Origin of the sequence: Micromonospora sp. NPDC023814 (assembly GCF_040639595.1) — a bacterium.
Taxonomy (GTDB): Bacteria; Actinomycetota; Actinomycetes; order Mycobacteriales; family Micromonosporaceae; genus Micromonospora.
The window spans coordinates 1-1,674 of sequence record NZ_JBFAAF010000220.1 but is presented as its reverse complement, the minus strand read 5'-3'; the positions used below and the strand labels follow the sequence as shown (position 1 = coordinate 1,674).

Here is a 1,674-nt window from a genome sequence, read left to right as displayed (position 1 = left end):
CGATTTTTCCTCATCTTGATGAGCGGCAGCGTCGGCTGCTGATGGGGGCCGAAGCCCGGGCGTTGGGGCGCGGAGGGATCCGGGCGGTTGCCCGGGCTGCCGGGGTCACGGAGAACACCGTCTCACGGGGGGTGTCCGATCTGGATACCGGTGAGGAGCCGTTGGGTAGGACACGCCGGCCGGGTGGGGGCCGTAAACGTCTGGCCGACCTGGATCCCGGGTTGCGCCTGGCGCTGCTGGCCTTGGTCGAGCCGGATGAGCGAGGGGATCCGATGTCGCCGCTGCGGTGGACGACGAAGTCGACCCGCACCCTGGCTGCCGAGTTGACCCGCAAGGAGCATCGGGTCGGCGCTGATACCGTCGCTGACCTGCTGCGCGCCGAGGGATTCAGCCTGCAAGCCAACGCCAAGACCATCGAAGGCAAACAGCACCCCGACCGCGACGCACAGTTCCACTACATCAACGGGCAGGTCAAAGAGCACCACGACACCGGTGATCCGGTGGTCAGTGTGGACGCCAAGAAGAAGGAACTGGTCGGCCCGTTCGCCAACGCTGGCCGGCAGTGGCGACCCAAGGGTGCGCCGGTGGCCACCCGCACGCACGACTTCCCCGACAGTGAGCTGGGCAAGGCGGTGCCGTACGGCATCTACGACCTGGCCGCCAACACCGGCTGGGTCAACGTCGGCACCGACCACGACACCGCCGCCTTCGCGGTCGAGTCGATCCGCCGCTGGTGGAACACAAGCGGCGCCGACGAGTACCCGCAGGCCAGGCGTCTGCTGATCACCGCGGATGCCGGCGGTTCCAACGGATACCGCACCCGCGCCTGGAAAGCGGAACTGGCCGCCCTCGCAGTGCAGACCGGGATAGAGATCACCGTATGCCACTTCCCGCCGGGCACCTCCAAGTGGAACAAGGTCGAACATCGGCTGTTCTCCCACATCACCCTCAACTGGCGAGGCCGGCCGCTGACCAGCCACGACGTGATCGTGCAGACCATCGCCGCCACCACGACCCGCACCGGACTACGCGTCCACGCCGCCCTCGACACCAGCACCTACGACACCGGAGTCCGCGTCAGTGACCGGCAGATCAACGCGCTGCCCCTGGCCCGCCACGACTGGCACGGCGAGTGGAACTACACCCTGCGCCCCGAGGCATACGAGCACGTCAACACCGCCCCTGACCCCTTCGATCAGCCCAGTCCTGACCTGGCCTGGCTGCACCACCCGGCTCTGACCGGACTACCAACCGGCGAGTGGGACGCCCTGCTCACCACACTGCTGGCACTACACGACCATCAGCGGGAAACGCGCCTGGACAAGCGACGTGGACACCGCCCCCGGCTGACCGGCGCCGGCACCGGCCGCCGTCCCGTCCTCACCCTCGCCGACCGGCTCATCGCCGCCATCCTCCACCAGCGACTTGCTCTGCCCCAGGTCGCCGTCGCCGCCCTGTTCAACGTCCGACCCGAAACGATCAACAGACACCTACGCGAAATCCGCCAACTCCTGACGCAGGCCGGACACACACCATCCAACCCAGCCCCCAACGACTCGCCACCCTAAACGACCTCTACGCCCTCGCCGCCGCAGAAGGCGTCGCCATCCCGCAAGAGATCGAAACAGCGCGTTGATGATCTGCAAGCCCTAACTGAACGGCGTTGGTACTAGT

1 pseudogene is annotated in these 1,674 nt (G+C 67.3%); it reads left to right on the top strand.

From position 1 onward, the window contains the following. The first annotated feature begins 2 nt into the window (after nucleotides 1-2). Nucleotides 3-1,636 (top strand): annotated as a pseudogene (locus AB0G14_RS35580) (ISAzo13 family transposase). Nucleotides 1,637-1,674 lie beyond the last annotated feature (38 nt).